This is a genomic window from Paenarthrobacter sp. RAF54_2 (genome assembly GCF_052113945.1).
GTDB lineage: Bacteria > Actinomycetota > Actinomycetes > Actinomycetales > Micrococcaceae > Arthrobacter.
Genome location: NZ_JBFRDV010000037.1, coordinates 25,934 through 41,643 on the forward strand (window position 1 = coordinate 25,934; position 15,710 = coordinate 41,643).

Here is a 15,710-nt window from a genome sequence, read left to right on the forward strand (position 1 = left end):
GCGGGCCCGCCCTGCGCGCTTCTTTGCTCGCAGACAACGCATACCGGGCCTCGCAATCGCCTATTGACGGCATTGGGTCCCCGCGTGATCCTTGTCCTAAGTGCTGCGGCACGCCCGCAGCGTCAGGTCCAGTAGAACGCCGCCTCCCATGTCCAAACACCATGTCAAGCAAGACGCGGCGAAAGCCGTCATCACGGGACAGCCGACCGAAGGCCCCCTGACCCGCGAAGAGTTGCAGCTCTCTGGCCGCAACCATTCAATGCCGCTCGAAGCCCTCCACGACGACATCACGCCAGCGGGGCTGCACTACCTGCTGATTCACTTCGACATCCCGCACGTTTCCGCTGAGGCATGGCGCCTGCGGCTCGGTGGGGCGGTTAATCACAGCTTGGAACTGAGCCTCGACGACATCAAGTCGCGGCCCTCTGTCACGATGCCCGTCACCATGGAGTGCGCCGGAAATGGACGCTCGCTCCTGCAGCCTCGCCCCCTCAGCCAGCCCTGGGTGTTGGGAGCTGTAGGCACTGCGGAATGGACTGGAACTCCTTTGGCACCACTGCTGGAGGAGGCAGGGTTGGCGAGTGACGCCGTCGAACTTGTCTTTACCGGCGCCGACAGCGGTATCCAGGGTGGAGTGGAGGAACCATACGCCCGTAGTCTTTCGATTGCCGAAGCGATGCATCCCGAAGTCATGTTGGTCTACGCCATGAACGGCAACCCGCTACCGATCCAGCACGGTTTCCCGCTGCGGCTGTTGGTGCCCGGCTGGTATGGCATGGCAAGCGTGAAGTGGTTGACCTCCATCGATGCAGTGACTTCACGTTTCATGGGATTCCAACAGGCCGTGGCGTATCACTACCTTCAGGGACCCGATGGGCCAGGTTTGCCCGTGTCGCACATTCGCGTCCGCTCCCTGATGGTGCCGCCCGGGATTCCTGATTTCTTTACCCGACGCCGGGTAGTGGATGCCGGTCCTGTGATGCTGCACGGCAGGGCGTGGTCCGGTCACGGCGAAGTGGAACGGGTGGAGGTGGGGATCGACGGCGAATGGATGCCGGGCCATCTGGAACCTGCTGTAGGTGACTTTGCTTGGCGATCCTGGACTATGGTGTGGGTCGCGAGCCCGGGAGAGCACGAGTTGCGGTGCCGTGCGATGGACTCCTCGGGTGCGCTGCAGCCGAGTGACCAGGTGTGGAACTACCAGGGCATCGGGAACAACATGGCCCAGCGGGTTGAGGTGACGGTTCGGTAGGTTTTTCTCGCCGGGAACGCCGGTGAGCTGCGTGATCGCCGGAACTCTCCGGCGTGCTCGGTGGCTTCCCCTTGTACTCGCACGTTTCGGCGTTCTCGCGGGTCTTGCTAGCGCCGGTTAGACTCTTCCCAATCATGAGTATCCCGACATCATCCCCGGCAAACGTCCGCGTCGATGCCTGGTTGTGGGCGATCCGCGCTTACAAGACCCGATCCGCGGCCACCGCCGCCTGCCGTGCCGGCCACATCCGGATCAATGGAAATTCGGTGAAGGCCTCGCAAACCGTGATCATCGGCGACACCGTCCGGGTCCGCGAATCGGGCTGGGAACGGATCCTCGAAGTACGGCGGCTAATCGCGAAACGCGTCGGCGCCGAGGCTGCGTCGCACTGCTTCACCGACCACACTCCCCCGCGGCCCGTTGCCCCGAAGCTTGGCCTTCCCCAGCGCGACCGCGGTGCCGGCCGACCCACCAAGAAGGACAGGCGGGATATGGAGAAATTGCGGGGTTAATTGTCCACATACAGCCCCCGATGGCTGTATTGCTGGCTAGCGGCCATTTAGCTTGGTGGAGGTCCCTGCGACAAAAGACCGGGTCCGATAACAGGGCCGAATGGTGGCGACGGGCTGAGTGGGCTTTCGACAGCATCCTTTCCCAAGAACCCCGCCGCGCACAGGTGGGCCTTCAGGTAATGACTGTATTGGCCGAATCAACACCAAGCCGTGAAGAAGTTGAATTCATAACTGTGGCTTGGAGTTATCCACTGGAAGAAGCGGCAGAATCGACAAAGATGGATGGCCTATCGCCACCCGAAGTCCCGCCCAGTTACCCCGACCCGGACCTCGATGTTGAGCTGGACCCCAACCCGAAAACGGGCAACAATGAACCGACGGCAAGCGACACCAGATAAGGGGTTGGCGATGACGGAGCCAATGAGAGCACCAGCACACCACGGCGCAGGGACCGGGGAAACCGGCAGAATCGACCGTGGCGCCGCGGCGCGTGACCGCGGGGTGCAAATCGCGGCCGCCCAGCTACGACTGGTCACAGACCGACGCCTCGGAAAGGAAACTCCCGACTGGGTCAGGCAGCTCGCAGCAGAGAGCCCTCGGCGCGGCGTCTCGTAAACTCCGGGCAACAGCTCCACGAACAATAGTTATCCACAAGCGGTCCCCTTCGACGTGAAACCCTCCCTTTCCCCCGCCTAGACTGGCCGACACATCGCCAAACAGTTGCTGGGGGAGCCTGTCATGTCACGCCTTTTTGCCTATTCTTCACATGCCCGCATTCGAGGAGCGGTCTTCGGACTCACAGCCGCGTTGCTTCTCACTGGTTGTCAGGGCGGGCCGCCCGGCGGCTCTCCTTCCGAATCAAGCTCGACGACGACGCCTACCTCGGGCGTTTTGTCGCCAGGTCCTTCGGCTACTGAATCTTCAGGGCGTGCCACTCCCGCCGCTGCGTATAGGCCAGCCGACGCGAAGGGCAAAGCACAGAACGTGCCGGTGCCAGTGATCCCCGCGCTGGCGAAGGAGAACTCGAAGGCTGGGCTTGAGGCCTTTATCCGGTACTGGTTTCAGTTGTTCAGCTACGCATACGAGACAGGCGAAACGACTGGCGTGACGGAGCATTCTTCGAGGACATGTGTGCTCTGCGAACACCTCGTAAAATCCATAAACGCCAACCACACCGACAATCGTTGGCTCGTGGGGGGAAGCTTTCAGACGCCGGTAGTCGAGGTCCTCTGGGATCCAGCATTGTCTTCGCAGCAGGGCAAGGTGCAGGTAATTCAGCAGGAAATTCACTACTTCGATCCCGGTGGATCGGAAAGTCGTTCGGCGACCGTAGCAACCAATGACGCGGCTGCCTTCTTTGCTGACTATCGTGACGGTTCTTGGCGGACCACAGACGTGGGCATCATCCGATGATTTTTCTGAAGGCTTCGTACGCTGTTTTACTTGCGGTCACACTTGTCATTCCAACCTTCGAGTACGCAGCAGCCACCACGGTCACTCTGGAACCGAAGACCCAGTCCAAGGCAGAATCTGCCCCGGACGCAGGTTTCCAGGAGGGCTCGGCTTATGTGGGCGCTGTGTGGCAATTCGATCCCGCCACCGGAAAATCGGCGCCAAAGCTGGACGGTTCGTCCGGAGCCGAGGATCCCTACCAGTACAAGCCAGATACGCTTTGCCGTGCCGGCGGTGGAGGCTTGGGCTGCCAGGGACTAGAGTGCCCACCCACAACGGAGGGAGGCGCAGAAGGAACTCCTGTTGTGTGGAAAAAAGCACCAAAGGCCATCTCAAATCCGGACTGGACAGACTATAGGGCAATCAGCGGACCCACGTGCCTGTACGACGCCAAACCCGAGAACGTCCTGGCCAACATCGCAGCCCGGATCCTGAACGACTTCCGCCAACTCCCCGTCAACCCCGGAACCCTCGAAGCCCAACCCTTCCCCCACACCCTCAAGGGTGGACCAACGAACTTCTACACCACCGCCACCGAACAAGCCTTCGACGTCACCATCCTCGGCCAGGCAGTCCACCTGACAGCAACCCCGGCCAGCTACACCTACAACTTCGGCGACACCACCACCCTCGGCCCCACCCCGGTAGCCGGCTACGCCATCCCCGAAGCCGACTGGCTCCTCAACGACACCCGCACCAGCCACATCTACACGGCAACAGGGAACTACCCCGCCACCATCACCACCAGCTTCACCGGAACCTACTCCGTAAACAACGGACCCCCACTGCCCATCAACGGAACCCTGGACCTCACCACAGCACCCAAAACCATCCAGGTCTGGAAAACAGAAAAAGCGCTCGTCGCCGACACCTGCCAGGAAAACCCCAAATCCTGGGGCTGCCCCGACGCTCCAGGACTTTAGAGTGACTCCTGCAGAATGGCAGGTAGGAAGTCCCTTCTGTCCAGTTCCCTCACCAAGAGCGGTGTCAATTCACTGGGCGCTAGGCGAAGCCGGTAGCTTCGCCTTCCGTCACCAATGGGTTCGATGACTCCTCGCTCCAAGAGTCTCCGGATTCCTTGGCTCCGGGATGCCGCAGAACCAGGGAACGCGGGTTGGAGGTCCGCCGCCTTCACCTCAGTCTTCTGGGCAATGATGATGAGAGCATCTGTTTCCGCCTTAGTAAAACGCGCCACTTCCAGCCCGCGCTGGATGGCCGGAATCAATAGAGAGTTCGTTACATACTCTTTGTTCCCCAGCTTTGACAGTCTGGTGAGGTCGTTCAGCAGGCCCTCGAGAACGTATGTAGCCCATCGAATCAATGAATCGGGCAGAAGGGAATCAGCGTCCTCCAGCCGCTCGTAGTAGAGTTCCCGGTTCTCTCCGAACACGACTGTCGGGTTCAGGGTCCGGTAACCCGCGCTTTCCGAAAAGCCTTGCCTACGCATCGCGGCATAGGTCAAAAGCCTGCCTACACGACCATTTCCGTTTCCGAAGGGATGTATCCAAACGAAGCGATGATGGGCCAAAGCAATCTTCAACAACTCATAGTTCTGGTCCACGTCGGCGTTAATGAAGTCGAGAAGGGCGGTCATGTCACTGTGGACATCTCCCGGGGAAGGAGGACGATGAGCCGAGCCACTAATGGTCACATCCGACACACGGTACATTCCCGGCGTCCTGTCTCCCTCGCGCTCCAATCCTTCGACTGAGATTCTGTGCAGTTCCCTCACAAAGCCATGGGTCAGATTGGTCCCGCGCTCCACGACTGAATCGACGAAAGTGGTTGCCTCCTGCAGCTGCACGATCTCCTGAACATCATCGACTTGCTTGATGTTTTCGCGACCAGCCCGTTGGACCCCTGAGACGGCATCAACAATTGAAGTCCTGTTCCCTTCGATCCGGGCACTCATGATGCTCGAGAGTAACTGGAACAACTTCCGGAGCTGAGAGTAAAGCTCCGGCGGTGTGGTTCCTTCGCCCAGATCGGCTCGTACTCGCTCAAGCTGAATGATGGACTTAGCCAGGGGAGAGTTGAACGGAAACTCTGGAAACTCGATCGGCTTCACGACTCAGAACTTTCGATAACGGTTTGTAACAATTAATTCCGTACCCAATCCTAGCCCTGTACTGCGGGGGGTTTGCCGCTGGTTCGCGCTGAAAGATTTAATGTTGCACTGATCTGGAATTAAGTTCCTGCTTCGAAAGGGCTGCCTTTCACCTGACTTGGCTCACGGCTCGTGGCTTCGGGGTGGGTCGAGGCTCTGACCTGCGGTGATGTTGGCGGAATGCTGCTTTTTCACGCACTAAGGGGTTTTGTTCTAGTGTCACCGGTGTGGTGTTCATCAGGAGGGTGCGGACGGCCTCGGGAGCGACGGCAGTGCAGATCGCCGAGTATGTTCGCGGCCGTCAGCGGATCGTGGAGCACGTCGGCTCGGCGCATACGGAGGCAGAGCTTGGCATGCTGCTCGAGCGCGCCCGTGAGCTGCTGGATAATCCTGCCCAGGGCGTCCTGGATCTCGGTGTTGAGCCCACCCCTGCAGTGAAGGGCCTGGTTGTCCCTGCCCGGCAGGGCTTGTTCGAGGCGGCCGGCGCGGTGACGCCAGCCGGTCGTGATGGTCCGGGACGGGTGGTCGGCACGGACTCGCGGATCCTGTTCGATGCGTTGGCCGGCGTGTTTACAGCGTTGGGATTCGATGGCCTCGGCGACGAGGTGTTCCGGGACCTGGTGATCGCCCGTGTCGTGGAACCGACATCTCTGCTGGATGCCGGCAGAATCCTTCGGGACCTGGGCCAGTCTCCGGCCAGCTACGCGACCATGAAACGCACCCTGGGCCGGGCCGCAGCGGGCAAGTACCGCGACCGGATCGCGACCTGGTGCTTCCAGCACGCCAGCACCGACGGGGACATCTCCCTGGTGCTCTACGACGTCACTACGCTCTACTTCGAGGCCGAGAACGAAGACGAACTGCGCAAGGTCGGCTATTCCAAGGAGCGCAGGGTCGACCCCCAKATCGTCGTCGGCCTGCTCGTGGACCGGCGCGGTTTCCCGCTGGAGATCGGCTGCTTCGAAGGCAACAAAGCCGAGACCGCGACCATGATCCCGATCATCAAGCAGTTCCAGGCCCGCCACAGCCTGGCCGACATGGTCGTCGTCGCCGACGCCGGCATGCTCTCCGCCGGCAACCTTCGCGAACTGGACGAGGCGAACCTGCGCTTCATCGTCGGCTCCCGGATGACGAAGGCCCCGACCGACCTGGCCTCGCACTTCCGCTGGCACGGCGACGCGTTCAGCGACGGTCAGCTGATCGACACCATCACCCCCAGAACCGGCCACACCAAGGAGAACAACCCCGACCTGCGCGCCGAGCCCGTCTGGGACCCCGCCATCCACCCCGGCTCGTGGCGGGCCGTGTGGGCCTACTCCCGCAAGAGAGCGGTCCGCGACGCCACCACCCTCACGGCCCAGGAGAACCGGGCCCGCGAGGTCATCGAGGGACAGAAAGCTGCCCGCACCCCGCGGTTCGTGAAGACAGCCGGCGGCAAACGCAGCCTCGACGAGGCATCATTGACACGCGCCCGGCAGCTGGCCGGCCTGAAGGGCTACGTCACAAACATCCCCGCAACGGCCATGGCCGCGACGGAAGTCATTGCTTCCTACCACGACCTGTGGCATGTCGAGCAGTCCTTCCGAATGAGCAAGACAGACCTGCGGGCCAGGCCCATGTTTCACCGCACCCGGGACGCGATCGAGGCACACCTGACGATCGTGTTCACCGCGCTGGCAGTATCCAGAACCGTCCAGAACAGGACCGGACTGGCGATCGCCAACGTCGTCAAACAACTCCGGCCCCTGCGCTCAGCGACCATCGCCATCAACGGCACCAAACAGAGATTCGCTCCCGACATTTCCACCGACGAGCAAGCCATCCTCGACGCGATCCACGGTCCAAAAATCACGCACTAAGGAAATGAGCCAAGTCAGGCTTTCAAGAGCAGCGATGGGAAGCATGTCCAATATGCTTCCCATCGCTTGTAAAGCTTGGTCGCCGAAGAGCGGGTGCAAAGAAGGTCAGGAAGCCACAGAGCGAAGCTGGATCAGGAGAACCAGGTATCCGGCGGGCCCATGAACAGGAGGAAGCTGAACACGCCAGCCACGCCCACCAAGACAATCGCAATGGCCAGGATCGGGTTTCCCAGGATCCAAGCCTGCCCTTTCTCCAGCCCGCCTTGAGGTTCCTCTCCCCCAGGGGCAAAGCGCCAACCGCCGGCAAGGAGACCCCGACGGTCGAGCGACTTTTCCACGGGAATAGTGACGTACGGGATCACGGCAGAGACGATGGCAAGCAGACCCGTTCGGGCCGGCCATTTCTGGTTGATCCAAGTGAAAGCGGCTGTTGCTGCATAGCAAAGGAAGACAAAGCCATGAATGCCTCCGGCTATGCTGACGCCTACCTCCGTGGTGTGGGTGACGTACTTAAGGAACAGCCCAATCAGCAGCAGCGTCCACGTCACAGCTTCGGCAAAAGCAACGGTACGAAACAGGGTGCGGGGCTGCATGGAAGTCCTTGGCTGGGAAACGGGAGTCCCGTCCAATTTACCGTGACAGGACAAACACGTTCACCCCGGGAGAGGAAGCGAGTCCCGGTGCCGGATCTGCGAATCCCCGAATTCAACGGGCACTGGAGCAATCTCCATGGGCGGCTCATGGCGGGTCCGGGCCTTGCCGACGGCGATATGGGGCAACCAGCGGGGTGACCTGTAGCCAAGGGCGGGTGAGCTCAGGATGAAGTCGTCGATGTTATCCAGGCCCAGGTCATCCAAGAGCACATGGAGCCCCTGAACGAGAAGAGCCTGATAGTCGTGAACCTCTTGAGGAACGTCCACTTCCAGTCCCATAAGACGGCCACCGCCCAGAGGGATGAGTTTGTCCGATTTCCCCAGAAAACCCTGCAATACAGGCAACTCTGTCAACCAACCCACAAGCTCGGGAAGTACATTCTCTGACCGGAACATTCCTTTGGTCCAGGCTTCAATGTCCTGGACCAGATCATCGAGGATACCCACGTGCAGCAGCGTCATGTGGAGTCCTTGCGGCTTCCGGAGGAAGTCGACGTAGCGGTTGAGTCCCTCGTAGTCGGTTTGCCCGGCGCCGATGCGGAAGACAGGCACCTCGACGGTGATGCGGGATCCATGCGGTTTGCTTCCAGCGGGGTTACTGGCCGTCATGCATGACATTATGCGCCGCTCGCGGCTCCCATGGCAGGCCCCCAACAGAAGCCCGCTGCCGCCGTCGTGCCTAACGCCCTATTTCTTGGAGCGGGCTTGAACCAGATTTGCAAACGGTAGGCGGCCATAGGTGGCAACGAAATCAGCATGGTAGGCAGCCTCGGCTGCATTCACCTCGGAAGGAGGGAGTTCCTTCCACGCGATGATCAGGTCCAGAGCATCCCGGAGCTGCCAGATGAGCCGGGCGTCCCAGACGACGGTGGGTCGCCCGCGACCGTAATCCATGAACTCCTGGATCTGCTTCCGCAGCCCCCGATTTCCCTGGCTTCCGGCACTGGCTTTGCCCAGGTACAACAGGGAAGCGTCGGAAACCCACTCCGCCTCCAGAGCTTCCCGTTTGAGGGACGGGTCCTTTTTCTTGAAGGTGCCCGCGGTGCTCTGGTTGAGGAAGACGGGCTTGAAACCAGCGGGGCAAAGCAGGGCAAAGACCCCGGGACCCTGGGGGACGCGCATGACGTCGAGTTCGTCCAAGGCTCGAAAGCCCGTGAAACCTTCGGCGGTGAGGGACTTTTTGGTGAAGAGCATGGTCCATTGTGTCAACCGAACGTTTGCGGTGCGCTGCTTGCTTCCTTCCTGGTCCTGAGCGTCACGCAGGGGCCCGCATCATTATCAAGGACAGCGTGACACTGTCGCCGTACGGCAACAAATGCTAAAGTCGTCGTACGGCGACATTTTCGAAAGTTGCCGTACGGCGACAGGAGTCCGAGAATGCGCACAGTGCGGGAGGCAGGCCCACTGGTACGTGAGCTTCGTGAGGAGCGTGGCTGGTCTCAGGCAGAGCTTGCCCGCCGAGCGAACGTTTCGCGAACCTTCTTGATCGACCTTGAATCCGGCAAGGCAACAGTGGAGACGTCAAAATTCATGGACGTCTTCCAAGCTTTGGGGTTCGAGCTTGCCGTACGCAACAGCGACACCGGCTACGTCAGATGGTAAATAGCCGTGCACTCGACGTGTTCATGGATGGGGCAGCCTGTGGTCGGGTTGAGCAGACGCCCTCAGGAAATCTGATATTCCGCTATAAACCGGAATATCAGGCAATCCCCGACGCGACACCATTATCGCTTTCCATGCCACTGGCCGCCGCTTCACACAAGAAGCGCGCAGTCCTGCCCTTCCTGCAAGGCTTGCTCCCGGACAGCGACGGAGCCTTGCGGACCATAGCGAGGAGGTTTGGGGTCTCCCCATCAAACCCTTTCGCCATCCTTGAGTACATCGGTGCAGATGTCGCTGGCGCACTCCAATTCATGCGTCCGGGAACAGAATCCCCGGACGGCGGGCTCGCCAGGAACTCGGTCACCCCGGTCTCGGAATCCGATGTTGCCACCATGCTGGATCATGTCGTGGCTGAATATGAGGATGGCACGCCATACGACGATGCAGCAGGACGTTTCAGTCTTGCAGGAGCACAACCGAAAATCGCCCTTCATCAACTCCCCGATGGGACGTGGGGAGTCCCGGCAGATGCGACACCAACAACTCACATCTTGAAGCCGACAGCAGGGAACTTCAGCAGGCTCGACGTCGTCGAGCAGCTGACCATGAGGGCGGCAGCCTTGCTCGGCCTTGAGGTGGCGAGCTCCGAACTTGCACGCATCGGTTCTTGGGACGTATTCGTGACACGGCGCTATGACCGTCAACTGACCGATAGCGTCTGGCGCCGCATTCACCAAGAGGACCTCTGCCAGTCTCTGAGCGTTTCGCCGGCAAAGAAGTACCAGCATCGCGACGGGGGTCCTGGGGCCGGCGACATGGCTTCACTTGCGCGGTCGTTTCCCCTCGAAAGAGACCGCCGCAAAGCTGGAGAAGCACTTTACCGGGCCTTCGTGTTCAACACTGTGGCCGGTTGCACGGATGCTCACGCCAAGAACTACTCGATCCTGCTCCGGGGCAGTGAAGTGCAAATAGCACCGCTTTATGACCTCGCTACATATGCTCCCTACTGGGATGGAGAGTCAAGCATCGATCTCGCCATGAGCGTGAAGGGCGAATACCGTCTACAGAAAATCAGCAGGCAAATGCTGGTCTCCACGGGTAGGCAGTTCGGCGTCACGCCCGACGTAGCGGAAGAGATTGTTGGAAACTACTGTGGGCAGCTGGTGGAAGCGTTTGATGCCGCCAAAGACGAACTGCAAAACCACATGGGGCGGCTGCCGAAAGTCGCCGACGATACAGTGGCCAACGTACGCAAGCTGCCATTGGTCCAGTGAGCCAGCCGATCGCCAAGACCCCCAAAGCCTGAAACAAGCCTTTCAGCGTTGACACAGCCTTGTGACCCGTGCCATATTCGATAACGTGAACCTGTCAGACAGCCGGACAGCCGGACAGCCCGCACCGGGCAAGCCCGCTGGGCCCACCCCGATCTCGCGCATTTCCGCGGCTGAGGCTGTCTTCGCGGCGCTCAGAAGGGCTATCGAGGGCGGACAGTTCGATATCGGCACCAAGCTGAGCTCTGAAGCAACGCTGGCAGCCCAGTACGGCGTAAGCCGCTCGGTCATCCGCGAAGCCCTGCGCTCGTGCAACACACTGGGTTTGACCGTGACCAAGACCGGCAAGGGCACGTTCATTGTGGCCAACAAGGTCGCCAATGACCTTACCTTGGGCCAGTACAGTGCACGTGATCTGAACGAGGCACGTCCGCACATTGAGATTCCCGCAGCCGGCCTGGCAGCCCAGCGCCGCACCGAAGAAGAACTTGAGCATCTGAAGGACATCGTCCAGGAAATGCTCCATGAGAACGACCCCGAATCTTGGGTAAACCTGGACGCCAGCTTCCATTCCGCCGTCGCCCGGGCCAGTGGCAACCGGGTGTTCGCCAGCGTCGTCTCCGATATCCGCGAGGCCTTGGCCCACCAGTCTGAAACCCTCAACCTCGTCGCCGACCGGCAACACCGCTCGGACGAGGAACATGTTGCCGTGCTGAACGCAATCGAAGCAGGCGACGCCGAAGCAGCGAGCAAAGCGATGGCCGATCACCTTCAGGCCGTCAGCGTCGCACTGGACACGATCCTCAGCAAATGAACCACCCAAAGGACACCATGCCCCAAGTGACCGCGGCAGCAGCGGCCCAAACAGCACAGAGAACACCCAACCACGTCCCGCTCGTCGAACAGACCCGCGACGGCTTGGTGGAGAGCATCCACTATGGATCGCTGATCGCCCTGAACGCCGATGGCAGCAGTGCCATCGAAGCCGGCGAGCCGGACGCGCCGATGTATCCGCGTTCCTCCCTTAAGCCGCTGCAGGCCGTAGCCCTCCTCCGTGCAGGCTTGGACATCCCCCAGAACCTCCTCGCCCTGACGGCGGCCAGCCACTCGGGCAGCAAAGCGCATCGCGACGGCGCCGCCGAAATCCTGGCGCTTCACGGCCTGACCGAAGCGGCGCTGGGCAACAGCACTGACCTGCCGTACGGCGTCGTTGAGCGCGAAGAGTGGCTCCGCGCCGGCAACGGCCCCACCCAACTTGCGCAGAACTGCTCCGGCAAGCACGCCTCCATGACCGCTGTGTGCGTCATCAACGGTTGGCCCGTGGAGGGCTACCTGAACCCGGAACACCCGCTTCAGGTCCTGGTTCGTGACACCATCACCGAACTCACTGGCGAGGATGCAGCCGCAGTGAGCACGGATGGCTGTGGCACTCCGCTTTTTGCGCACACACTTCACGGCATGGCCCGCGCTTACGGCCGCATCGCCGCCGCTGACCAAAGCACCGACGAGGGCAAGGTTGCCCACGCCATGCGCCGCTTCCCCGAGATGGTCGCAGGCGAAGGCCGCGACGTCACCGCGCTGATGCGCGCCGTCCCGGGGCTGCTGGCCAAGGACGGTTTTGAAGGCCTCCAGCTGGTGGGCTTGCCGGACGGCCGTGGCGCGGCCGTGAAGATTTCCGACGGCGGTGACCGCGCACGCATGCCCGTCACCGTTGAGGTTCTCCGCCAGTTGGGCGTCGACGGCGGCAGCCTGGACACGCTTCAAAGCCCACCGGTGCTGGGCGGCGGCCATCCGGTCGGCGAGCTCCGCGCAGCGCAATTTTTCAGCAAGAACTAAACCAAGGACAGCTATGACCACCGTCGATCAGGCGATCCCCATCCGTTCCGAACACGACCTCCTGGGGGACCGCGACATTCCCGGGAACGCCTACTGGGGCGTCCACACCCTGCGGGCTATCGAGAACTTCCCCATCACCGGACAGCCCCTGTCCACCAACCGTCACTTGGTCCGCGGCCTCGCCGCGGTAAAAATGGCGGCAGCACGCACCAACCACGAGCTCGGCCTCCTGGATGCTGAACGTGCCGGAGCCATCGAGCAGGCCTGCCAGGACGTCATGGATGGCATGCTCCAGGAGCAGTTCATGGTGGACGTGATCCAGGGCGGCGCGGGAACCAGTTCCAACATGAACGCCAACGAGGTCATCGCCAACCGCGCGCTGGAAATCCTTGGCCACCCCAAGGGCGATTACTCCAAGCTGCACCCGAACGACCATGTAAACCTGAGCCAGTCCACCAACGACGTCTACCCGACGGCGGTGAACCTTGCCACGATCTTCTCGGTGAAGGAACTCCTCCTCGCCCTGGAAGAACTCGAGTTGGCGTTTGCCGAGAAGGGCCGCGAATTCCGCACGGTAGTGAAGATGGGCCGCACCCAGCTTCAGGACGCCGTTCCCATGACCCTGGGCCAGGAATTCGGCGGATACGCCGTGACCATTGCCGAGGACCGGGCGCGCCTGGACGAGTCCCACATGCTGATCCACGAGATCAACCTTGGGGCTACCGCCATTGGCACGGGCCTGAATGCGCCAGTCGGTTACGCGGATGCTGCGTGCCGTCATCTCGCTGAAATCACTGGCCTTCCGCTCCTTACCTCCGCGGACCTCATTGAGGCCACCCAGGATGTTGGCGCCTTTGTTCACCTGTCCGGCGTCCTTAAGCGCGTGGCAGTGAAGCTCTCCAAGATTTGTAACGACCTCCGCCTGCTGTCCTCTGGACCGCGTGCGGGTTTGGGCGAGATCAACCTGCCGGCCGTACAGTCCGGCTCGTCGATCATGCCCGGCAAGATCAATCCGGTGATCCCGGAAGTGGTCAGCCAGGTGGCGTACGAAGTCATCGGCAACGATGTCACAGTCACCATGGCCGCGGAGGCGGGCCAGCTTCAGCTGAACGCCTTCGAACCGATCATTGTGCACAGCCTGCACAAGAGCATCTCCCACCTGGAAGCAGCGTGCCGCACCCTTACGGCACGCTGCGTCCGGGGAATCACCGCAAACACCGAACGGCTACGGCTTACCGTGGAGCAGTCGATCGGTCTCGTCACGGCATTGAACCCCCACATCGGTTATGCCTCCGCCACGGCCATCGCCCAAGAAGCGCTGGCCACCGGCAAGGGTGTTGCAGAACTCGTACTGGAGCACGGTCTGTTGACCGCTGCCCAGCTTGAGGAACTGCTCAGCCCGGAACGTCTGGCAAACCTGAGCAAGTAAGCCGAAACCGGCCAGTAAGCCCAGCGGCTCAAAAGAGCCGTCCCGCCCGATAAGGCACACCCCCGAGGCCCTGTCCTGCGCTCCGGCCCCCGACCGGACGCGTCCAGGACACCCCCAACAGGACACCCCTAAGGATTCCAATGACCAACCCACCCATTACGGACCACACGGTCCCGGCCCAAGCGCATGCCAGCGAGAAAGCCCTCCACACAGAGGACAAGGGCTACCACAAGGATCTGAAGCCCCGCCAGATCCAGATGATCGCGATCGGCGGTGCAATCGGCACCGGTCTGTTCCTCGGCGCAGGTGGCCGCCTCAACGCTGCCGGCCCTTCGCTCGTCATCGCCTACGCCGTATGTGGCTTCTTCGCGTTCCTGATCCTCCGCGCGCTCGGTGAACTCGTTCTCCACCGCCCGTCGTCGGGATCCTTCGTTTCTTACGCCCGTGAGTTCTTCGGTGAGAAGGCCGCGTTCGTTTCCGGTTGGTTCTACTGGATCAACTGGGCCACCACCACCATCGTGGACATCACAGCAGCGGCGCTGTACATGAACTTCTTCGGCAAATACGTCCCGTGGATCGGCGTGGTTCCACAGTGGGCATGGGCGCTGATCGCACTTGTCGTGGTCCTGGGCCTGAACCTCGTATCGGTCAAGGTCTTCGGCGAGCTTGAATTCTGGTTTGCCATCATCAAGGTGGCCGCACTGGTGGCGTTCCTGGTGGTGGGCACCTACTTCGTCATCTTCGGCACACCCGTCGAGGGCCAGGAAGTTGGCTTCAGCCTCCTTTCGGACAACGGCGGCATCTTCCCCAATGGCATCCTTCCCATGATCATCCTCATGCAGGGTGTGCTGTTCGCCTACGCATCGATCGAGCTCATCGGCACCGCCGCCGGTGAAACCCCGAACCCTGAGAAGATCATGCCCAAGGCCATCAACTCCGTGGTCTTCCGTATCGCAGTGTTCTACGTTGGCTCGGTCATCCTGCTGGCTCTGCTGCTCCCGTACACCTCATACGAGAAGGGCGTCAGCCCGTTCGTAACGTTCTTCGGATCCATCGGCATCCAGGGCGTGGACGTCATCATGAACCTTGTGGTTCTCACCGCCGCACTGTCCTCGCTGAATGCCGGCCTGTACTCCACCGGCCGTATTCTGCGCTCGATGTCCGTTGCCGGCTCCGCACCGAAGTTTGCCCAGCGCATGAACAAGGCTGGTGTCCCCTACGGTGGCATCGCGATCACCGCAGGCGTCTCGCTGCTCGGCGTTCCGCTGAACTACCTCGTCCCGTCACAGGCGTTCGAGATCGTCCTGAACGTTGCTTCGGTGGGCATCATCGTCACCTGGGCAACCATTGTCCTGTGCCAGATGCAGCTCAAACGCTGGGCAGACAAGGGCTGGCTCAAGCGCCCGTCCTTCCGGATGTTTGGTGCGCCGTATACCGGTTACCTCTCGCTCCTGTTCCTGGTGGGCGTGCTGGTGATGGTCTTCATCGACTCCCCACTCACCATGCTGGTCACCGCGATCGCATGCGCACTGATGGTGGTCGGCTGGTACCTGTGCCGCAAGCAGATCCACGAGCTTGCTGCGACCCGCGACGGCTACACCGGCAGCGCTCCGGTGGTTGCCAACCGCCCCATGCGCGGCGGCGACTCCTAACAAGCCCCAAGCAGCGCCCGACGGCGGCACCCGGGTTCCGTAACATCGGAACCTGAGTGCCGCCGTCGTTGGCTAACGGGCCCAA

Annotated in this window: 17 protein-coding genes; 13 read left to right on the top strand and 4 right to left on the bottom strand. The window is 61.4% G+C overall.

Features of this window, described 5'->3' with window-relative positions; translation table 11 throughout:
* The first annotated feature begins 148 nt into the window (after nucleotides 1-148).
* The 6 genes from AB4Y87_RS24250 to AB4Y87_RS24275 all read left to right on the top strand — a co-directional run bounded on the left by AB4Y87_RS24250 (nucleotide 149) and on the right by AB4Y87_RS24275 (nucleotide 4,139).
* Complete coding sequence (locus tag AB4Y87_RS24250; protein ID WP_442006782.1) at nucleotides 149-1,252, top strand: sulfite oxidase; 1,104 nt, start codon at nucleotides 149-151, stop codon at nucleotides 1,250-1,252.
* 134 nt (nucleotides 1,253-1,386) lie between these two features.
* Nucleotides 1,387-1,764: an RNA-binding S4 domain-containing protein gene (locus tag AB4Y87_RS24255; RefSeq protein ID WP_442006783.1), complete on the top strand. Its 378-nt coding sequence runs from the start codon at nucleotides 1,387-1,389 to the stop codon at nucleotides 1,762-1,764.
* A 179-nt stretch (nucleotides 1,765-1,943) separates the two neighbouring features.
* Nucleotides 1,944-2,162, top strand: coding sequence for a hypothetical protein (locus AB4Y87_RS24260; protein WP_442006784.1), 219 nt, complete (start codon nucleotides 1,944-1,946; stop codon nucleotides 2,160-2,162).
* A 10-nt stretch (nucleotides 2,163-2,172) separates the two neighbouring features.
* Nucleotides 2,173-2,379, top strand: coding sequence for a hypothetical protein (locus AB4Y87_RS24265; protein ID WP_442006785.1), 207 nt, complete (start codon nucleotides 2,173-2,175; stop codon nucleotides 2,377-2,379).
* 123 nt (nucleotides 2,380-2,502) lie between these two features.
* Nucleotides 2,503-3,177: a DUF6318 family protein gene (locus tag AB4Y87_RS24270; protein ID WP_442006786.1), complete on the top strand. Its 675-nt coding sequence runs from the start codon at nucleotides 2,503-2,505 to the stop codon at nucleotides 3,175-3,177.
* Nucleotides 3,174-4,139: a hypothetical protein gene (locus tag AB4Y87_RS24275; RefSeq protein WP_442006787.1), complete on the top strand. Its 966-nt coding sequence runs from the start codon at nucleotides 3,174-3,176 to the stop codon at nucleotides 4,137-4,139. The genes AB4Y87_RS24270 and AB4Y87_RS24275 overlap by 4 nt, the downstream gene beginning before the upstream one ends.
* Here the strand turns inward: AB4Y87_RS24275 and AB4Y87_RS24280 are convergent.
* Nucleotides 4,136-5,284 (bottom strand): Fic family protein, encoded by a 1,149-nt coding sequence (locus AB4Y87_RS24280; protein ID WP_442006788.1) that lies wholly within the window; start codon nucleotides 5,282-5,284, stop codon nucleotides 4,136-4,138. The genes AB4Y87_RS24275 and AB4Y87_RS24280 overlap by 4 nt on opposite strands.
* A 266-nt stretch (nucleotides 5,285-5,550) precedes the next feature.
* Between AB4Y87_RS24280 and AB4Y87_RS24285 the strand changes: the two genes are divergently transcribed.
* Nucleotides 5,551-7,182, top strand: coding sequence for an IS1634 family transposase (locus AB4Y87_RS24285; protein ID WP_442006789.1), 1,632 nt, complete (start codon nucleotides 5,551-5,553; stop codon nucleotides 7,180-7,182).
* Nucleotides 7,183-7,313: 131 nt separating this feature from the next.
* On the opposite strand, the gene AB4Y87_RS24290 is transcribed toward AB4Y87_RS24285, so the two are convergent.
* The 3 genes from AB4Y87_RS24290 to AB4Y87_RS24300 all read right to left on the bottom strand — a co-directional run bounded on the left by AB4Y87_RS24290 (nucleotide 7,314) and on the right by AB4Y87_RS24300 (nucleotide 9,029).
* Nucleotides 7,314-7,775 (bottom strand): DUF3817 domain-containing protein, encoded by a 462-nt coding sequence (locus AB4Y87_RS24290; protein WP_442006790.1) that lies wholly within the window; start codon nucleotides 7,773-7,775, stop codon nucleotides 7,314-7,316.
* Between the two features lie 60 nt (nucleotides 7,776-7,835).
* The gene (locus tag AB4Y87_RS24295; protein ID WP_442006791.1) at nucleotides 7,836-8,444 is read right to left on the bottom strand and encodes a hypothetical protein; all 609 of its coding nucleotides are present in this window, start codon (nucleotides 8,442-8,444) and stop codon (nucleotides 7,836-7,838) included.
* 78 nt (nucleotides 8,445-8,522) lie between these two features.
* Nucleotides 8,523-9,029 (bottom strand): hypothetical protein, encoded by a 507-nt coding sequence (locus AB4Y87_RS24300; protein WP_442006792.1) that lies wholly within the window; start codon nucleotides 9,027-9,029, stop codon nucleotides 8,523-8,525.
* Nucleotides 9,030-9,212: 183 nt separating this feature from the next.
* On the opposite strand from AB4Y87_RS24300, the gene AB4Y87_RS24305 reads away from it, so the two are divergent.
* The 6 genes from AB4Y87_RS24305 (at nucleotide 9,213) to AB4Y87_RS24330 (ending at nucleotide 15,625) form a co-directional block, all read left to right on the top strand.
* Nucleotides 9,213-9,437, top strand: coding sequence for a helix-turn-helix domain-containing protein (locus AB4Y87_RS24305; RefSeq protein WP_442006793.1), 225 nt, complete (start codon nucleotides 9,213-9,215; stop codon nucleotides 9,435-9,437).
* Entirely contained in the window at nucleotides 9,431-10,711 is a 1,281-nt protein-coding gene (locus AB4Y87_RS24310) for a type II toxin-antitoxin system HipA family toxin (RefSeq protein WP_442006794.1), read from the top strand. Before AB4Y87_RS24305 ends, AB4Y87_RS24310 begins: the two co-directional genes overlap by 7 nt.
* An 85-nt stretch (nucleotides 10,712-10,796) precedes the next feature.
* On the top strand, nucleotides 10,797-11,522 hold the full coding sequence (locus AB4Y87_RS24315) for a FadR/GntR family transcriptional regulator (protein ID WP_442006795.1): 726 nt from the start codon (nucleotides 10,797-10,799) through the stop codon (nucleotides 11,520-11,522).
* A complete protein-coding gene (locus AB4Y87_RS24320) occupies nucleotides 11,519-12,544 on the top strand; it encodes an asparaginase (RefSeq protein WP_442006796.1) in 1,026 nt (341 codons plus the stop codon). Before AB4Y87_RS24315 ends, AB4Y87_RS24320 begins: the two co-directional genes overlap by 4 nt.
* 13 nt (nucleotides 12,545-12,557) lie before the next feature.
* Complete coding sequence (locus AB4Y87_RS24325) at nucleotides 12,558-13,973, top strand: aspartate ammonia-lyase (RefSeq protein ID WP_442006797.1); 1,416 nt, start codon at nucleotides 12,558-12,560, stop codon at nucleotides 13,971-13,973.
* Between the two features lie 140 nt (nucleotides 13,974-14,113).
* The gene (locus AB4Y87_RS24330; RefSeq protein WP_442006798.1) at nucleotides 14,114-15,625 is read left to right on the top strand and encodes an amino acid permease; all 1,512 of its coding nucleotides are present in this window, start codon (nucleotides 14,114-14,116) and stop codon (nucleotides 15,623-15,625) included.
* Nucleotides 15,626-15,710: the final 85 nt, after the last annotated feature.

Bases quoted from the DNA above. Each gene is read 5' to 3' on its own strand.
- AB4Y87_RS24295 (WP_442006791.1), bottom strand. From the start codon at position 8,444: ATGACGGCCAGTAACCCCGCTGGAAGCAAACCGCATGGATCCCGCATC.
- AB4Y87_RS24305 (WP_442006793.1), top strand. From the start codon at position 9,213: ATGCGCACAGTGCGGGAGGCAGGCCCACTGGTACGTGAGCTTCGTGAG.
- AB4Y87_RS24250 (WP_442006782.1), top strand. From the start codon at position 149: ATGTCCAAACACCATGTCAAGCAAGACGCGGCGAAAGCCGTCATCACG.
- AB4Y87_RS24275 (WP_442006787.1), top strand. From the start codon at position 3,174: ATGATTTTTCTGAAGGCTTCGTACGCTGTTTTACTTGCGGTCACACTT.
- AB4Y87_RS24255 (WP_442006783.1), top strand. From the start codon at position 1,387: ATGAGTATCCCGACATCATCCCCGGCAAACGTCCGCGTCGATGCCTGG.
- AB4Y87_RS24260 (WP_442006784.1), top strand. From the start codon at position 1,944: ATGACTGTATTGGCCGAATCAACACCAAGCCGTGAAGAAGTTGAATTC.
- AB4Y87_RS24300 (WP_442006792.1), bottom strand. From the start codon at position 9,029: ATGCTCTTCACCAAAAAGTCCCTCACCGCCGAAGGTTTCACGGGCTTT.
- AB4Y87_RS24265 (WP_442006785.1), top strand. From the start codon at position 2,173: ATGACGGAGCCAATGAGAGCACCAGCACACCACGGCGCAGGGACCGGG.
- AB4Y87_RS24325 (WP_442006797.1), top strand. From the start codon at position 12,558: ATGACCACCGTCGATCAGGCGATCCCCATCCGTTCCGAACACGACCTC.
- AB4Y87_RS24290 (WP_442006790.1), bottom strand. From the start codon at position 7,775: ATGCAGCCCCGCACCCTGTTTCGTACCGTTGCTTTTGCCGAAGCTGTG.
- AB4Y87_RS24330 (WP_442006798.1), top strand. From the start codon at position 14,114: ATGACCAACCCACCCATTACGGACCACACGGTCCCGGCCCAAGCGCAT.
- AB4Y87_RS24310 (WP_442006794.1), top strand. From the start codon at position 9,431: ATGGTAAATAGCCGTGCACTCGACGTGTTCATGGATGGGGCAGCCTGT.
- AB4Y87_RS24320 (WP_442006796.1), top strand. From the start codon at position 11,519: ATGAACCACCCAAAGGACACCATGCCCCAAGTGACCGCGGCAGCAGCG.
- AB4Y87_RS24270 (WP_442006786.1), top strand. From the start codon at position 2,503: ATGTCACGCCTTTTTGCCTATTCTTCACATGCCCGCATTCGAGGAGCG.